This window comes from Streptomyces sp. NRRL B-24572, assembly GCF_002156145.1.
In the GTDB taxonomy this organism is placed as follows: Bacteria; Actinomycetota; Actinomycetes; order Streptomycetales; family Streptomycetaceae; genus Streptomyces; species Streptomyces vietnamensis.
The window spans coordinates 1-4,089 of record NZ_MWIG01000634.1; the positions used below are offsets into that span (position 1 = coordinate 1).

At 71.4% G+C, this 4,089-nt stretch carries 4 protein-coding genes and 1 pseudogene; all 5 read left to right on the forward strand.

Going from position 1 to position 4,089, the window contains the following annotated elements:
• Positions 1-207: pseudogene (locus tag CCN56_RS32135) on the forward strand (hypothetical protein); the annotation flags it as partial.
• A 32-nt stretch (positions 208-239) separates the two neighbouring features.
• Positions 240-437: an Arc family DNA-binding protein gene (locus tag CCN56_RS32140; protein WP_086831411.1), complete on the forward strand. Its 198-nt coding sequence runs from the start codon at positions 240-242 to the stop codon at positions 435-437.
• Entirely contained in the window at positions 434-805 is a 372-nt protein-coding gene (locus CCN56_RS32145) for a type II toxin-antitoxin system death-on-curing family toxin (protein WP_086831412.1), read from the forward strand. The genes CCN56_RS32140 and CCN56_RS32145 overlap by 4 nt, the downstream gene beginning before the upstream one ends.
• Positions 806-949: 144 nt before the next feature.
• Positions 950-2,746, forward strand: coding sequence for a DEAD/DEAH box helicase (locus CCN56_RS32150; RefSeq protein ID WP_041129457.1), 1,797 nt, complete (start codon positions 950-952; stop codon positions 2,744-2,746).
• Between the two features lie 495 nt (positions 2,747-3,241).
• Positions 3,242-3,883: an IclR family transcriptional regulator gene (locus CCN56_RS32155; RefSeq protein ID WP_041129456.1), complete on the forward strand. Its 642-nt coding sequence runs from the start codon at positions 3,242-3,244 to the stop codon at positions 3,881-3,883.
• Positions 3,884-4,089: the final 206 nt, after the last annotated feature.

The window sequence follows — 4,089 nt, forward strand, 5'->3', positions numbered from 1 at the left end:
CTGCTCGCCGCCGGCGGCGCGGCCTTCGCGGCCCTCGGCGGCGGCGCGGTGGGCCACGCGATGGACGCCGGCGCGTCCACCGGCTCCCACCCGGGCGCCTTCGCGGCGGTCTTCCTGCCGATGGCGGGGGTGGCGGCGGTGGGCGGCTGGGTCGCGACCCGGCTGCATGCGGCGCCCGTGACGACCAGGGTCCCGAAAAGCCACTGACACTACGTGGTACCGCGCGGTACCATGGCGTCATGGCTGCTCTCAACGTCAGGTTCACCGAAGAAGAGCTGAACGCACTGCGTGAGCGGGCCGAGGCGGAGGGGCGCAGCATGCAGTCCTTCGCGCACGACGCCGTGATCCGGGCCGTCAACGAGCACTCCCGGCTCTTCGACGAGGCGGCCGAGCATGTGCTCAAGGCCAGCGAGGAGCTGAACCGGAGGCTTGCGTGACGTACTACCTCACGCTCCCCGAGCTCCTGAACCTCGCCGAGCGGCTCGGGGCGGACGAGGTGCGGGACTACGGTCTCCTCGACTCCGCCCTCGCGCGCCCGCAGTCGAGCGTGTTCGGACAGGACGCCTACCCCGACATCTGGCAGAAGGCCGCGGCGCTCATGGAGTCGCTGGCCCGCAACCACGGGCTCGTGGACGGGAACAAGCGCATCGCCTGGTACGCGACCTGGGTCTTCCTGCACCTGAACGGACACCCGCTCGACTCCGGCTTCGACGTCGACGAAGCGGAGGCGTTCGTCCTGGACGTCTGCCAGGGCGCCCTCGACGTACCCAAGATCGCTGCACAGCTGCCGAGGTTCGCGCGCTGAGCCGAGGCTGTGACGCTCGCCGCACGGCGCGAGGTCACAGCCTCGCCCGCCCTCGTTGCGTACGACGTTCCGACCGGGCCGCCGGTAAGGTGGCCCGGTTGTCATATCTGGACTGTCATTTCGTGACGAGCGTCGAACCCGGAGATCGTGACTACCACCGCCACCTCCTCCCATCACCTTTCTCCCGCCTTCCCCGGACGGGCCCCCTGGGGTACCGCCGGCAAGCTGCGTGCCTGGCAGCAGGGCGCGATGGAGAAGTACATCCAGGAACAGCCCCGCGACTTCCTCGCGGTCGCCACGCCCGGCGCAGGCAAGACCACCTTCGCGCTGACCCTCGCCTCATGGCTGCTGCACCACCACGTCGTGCAGCAGGTCACCGTCGTCGCCCCCACCGAGCACCTCAAGAAGCAGTGGGCGGCCGCGGCGGCGCGGATAGGCATCAAGCTGGACCCCGACTACAGCGCAGGACCGCTGAGCAAGGAGTACGACGGGGTAGCGATCACCTACGCCGGTGTCGGCGTGCGGCCCATGCTCCACCGCAACCGTTCCGAGCAGCGCAAGACCCTCGTCATCCTCGACGAGATCCACCACGCCGGAGACTCCAAGTCCTGGGGCGAGGCCTGCCTGGAGGCCTTCGAGCCCGCCACCCGGCGCCTCGCCCTGACCGGTACGCCCTTCCGGTCCGACACCAACCCGATCCCCTTCGTCACGTACGAGGAGGGGAACGACGGGATCCGGCGGTCCTCCGCCGACTACACCTACGGCTACGGGAACGCGCTCGGCGACGGAGTCGTCCGGCCGGTCATCTTCCTCTCCTACAGCGGCAACATGCGCTGGCGCACCAAGGCCGGCGACGAGATCGCCGCCCGCCTCGGCGAACCGATGACCAAGGACGCGATCTCGCAGGCCTGGCGCACCGCACTGGACGCCAAGGGCGACTGGATGCCGAACGTCCTGCGCGCCGCCGACCAGCGGCTCACCGAGGTCCGGAAGTCCATCCCCGACGCCGGCGGCCTCGTCATCGCCTCCGACCAGGACTCGGCCCGCTCGTACGCCAAGCTGATCCGCGAGATCACCGGCACCAAGGCCACCGTCGTCCTCTCCGACGACACCGGCGCCTCGAACCGCATCGACGAGTTCAGTGAGAACAACGACCGCTGGATGGTCGCCGTCCGCATGGTGTCCGAGGGCGTCGACGTCCCCCGCCTCGCCGTCGGCGTGTACGCGACCACCATCTCGACCCCGCTGTTCTTCGCCCAGGCCGTGGGCCGCTTCGTGCGATCCCGCAGGCGCGGTGAGACCGCGTCCGTGTTCCTTCCGACGATCCCCAGCCTCCTCGGTTTCGCCAACGAGATGGAGGTCGAACGCGACCACGTCCTCGACCGGCCGAAGAAGGCGGGCGAGGACGAGGACCCGTACGCCGAGTCCGAGAAGGAGATGGCCGAGGCCGAGCGCCAGCAGGACGAGGACACCGGCGAGCAGGACATGCTGCCCTTCGAGGCGCTGGAGTCCGACGCCGTCTTCGACCGCGTGCTGTACAACAGCGCCGAGTTCGGCATGCAGGCCCACCCCGGCAGCGAGGAGGAGCAGGACTACCTCGGCATCCCCGGCCTCCTCGAACCCGACCAGGTCCAGCTGCTCCTCCAGAAGCGCCAGGCCCGGCAGATCGCGCACAGCCGCAAGCGGCCGGACACCGAGGCGGACCTCTTGGAGCTTCCGGCGGAGCGGCGTCCCGTCGTTTCCCACAAGGAGCTCCTCGAACTGAGGAAGCAGCTCAACACGATGGTCGGTGCGTACGTCCACCAGAGCGGCAAGCCCCACGGCGTCATCCACACCGAGCTGCGCCGGGTGTGCGGCGGACCGCCGAGCGCCGAGGCGACGGCGGGACAGATCCGCGAACGGATCAAGAAGGTCCAGGAGTGGGCCACGCGCATGCGGTGAACCGTTCCGGCTCTTGCCGTCCGGCTCTGACCGAGGCCCGTACGCCGGAGCGCGTACGGGCCTCGGGCGTTCCGTGGGGTCGGGAGCGCGTACGGGCCTCGGGCGTTCCGTGGGGTCGGGATCGGGTCCGGAGGCCGGCGGTCCCGTGCGGACGGAACGGGGCCGGAGGTCGGCCCCCACGGTCGGCCTCCGGCCGCCTCCACGCTACGGGCACGACATAGCCGATCTTGTCCGCCAAAGTCCTTCGTCCGACCGACGAAGGTCCCGAACCGTCTCGTTCCGGTCGTCGGCGCCCGGATTCTGGACGAGGTCTTCCGCTGAGCGGAGCTCGCCGCTACTGTCCCGGCTCACAAGCAATCGCCCCGTGGCAGCGCCGCCGCGGAGCGCAGCCGGTGTACCCCTTCCTGCCGGCGGCCTCTGACGTGCGTCGCCGCGGGACCGGCGCCGCAACTCCGTGAGAGATCCGCCGCCACACACTCCGAAGGAGAGGGCGTCGTGACCGCGGAGACCTCCCAGACGCTCGACCGGGGACTCAGAGTCCTCAAACTGCTCGCCGATACCGACCACGGCCTGACGGTCACCGAGTTGTCCAACAAACTCGGTGTCAACCGGACCGTGGTCTACCGGCTCCTCGCCACGCTGGAGCAGCACGCCCTGGTCCGCCGTGACCTCGGCGGGCGCGCCCGCGTCGGCCTCGGAGTGCTACGGCTCGGCCGACAGGTCCACCCCCTGGTACGGGAGGCCGCGCTGCCCGCGCTGCGCTCGCTCGCCGAGGACATAGGGGCGACCGCCCACCTGACCCTCGTCGACGGGGCGGAGGCGCTCGCGGTCGCGGTCGTCGAACCGACCTGGACCGACTACCACGTCGCCTACCGGGCCGGCTTCCGGCACCCGCTCGACCGGGGCGCTGCCGGCCGAGCGATCCTCGCCGCCCGCCAGGGCGGACTGACCGAACCCGGCTTCACCCTCACCCACGGCGAACTGGAGGCCGGCGCGAGCGGTGCCGCGGCGCCGCTGGTCGGCGTCACGGGCGTCGAGGGCAGCGTCGGCGTGGTCATGCTCGCGGACGCGGTGCCGGAGCGGGTGGGGCCGCGGGTGGTGGACGCGGCGCGAGAGGTCGCCGACGCGCTGCGCTAGAGCGCGCGGCAACGGACCCCTGCTGGGCGCCCCCGCCGCTGCGGGCCCGCGCCTTGCCGGGCGGCGCCCATCGCCATGTGGGCCCGCGCCCGCTGCCGTGTGGGCAATCGTCCCGCGGGGGCAAGGGGGTCCCCCCTGTGCGAGCGAAGCCGAGAGCTTGGGGGAGGGTGGGCACACGGGACGGTGCCCTCTAGCGGCGCCTCCGC

What these genes read in the sequence shown, in the direction of transcription:
- CCN56_RS32140 (WP_086831411.1), top strand. Translation starts at nt 240, where the DNA reads ATGGCTGCTCTCAACGTCAGGTTCACCGAAGAAGAGCTGAACGCACTG.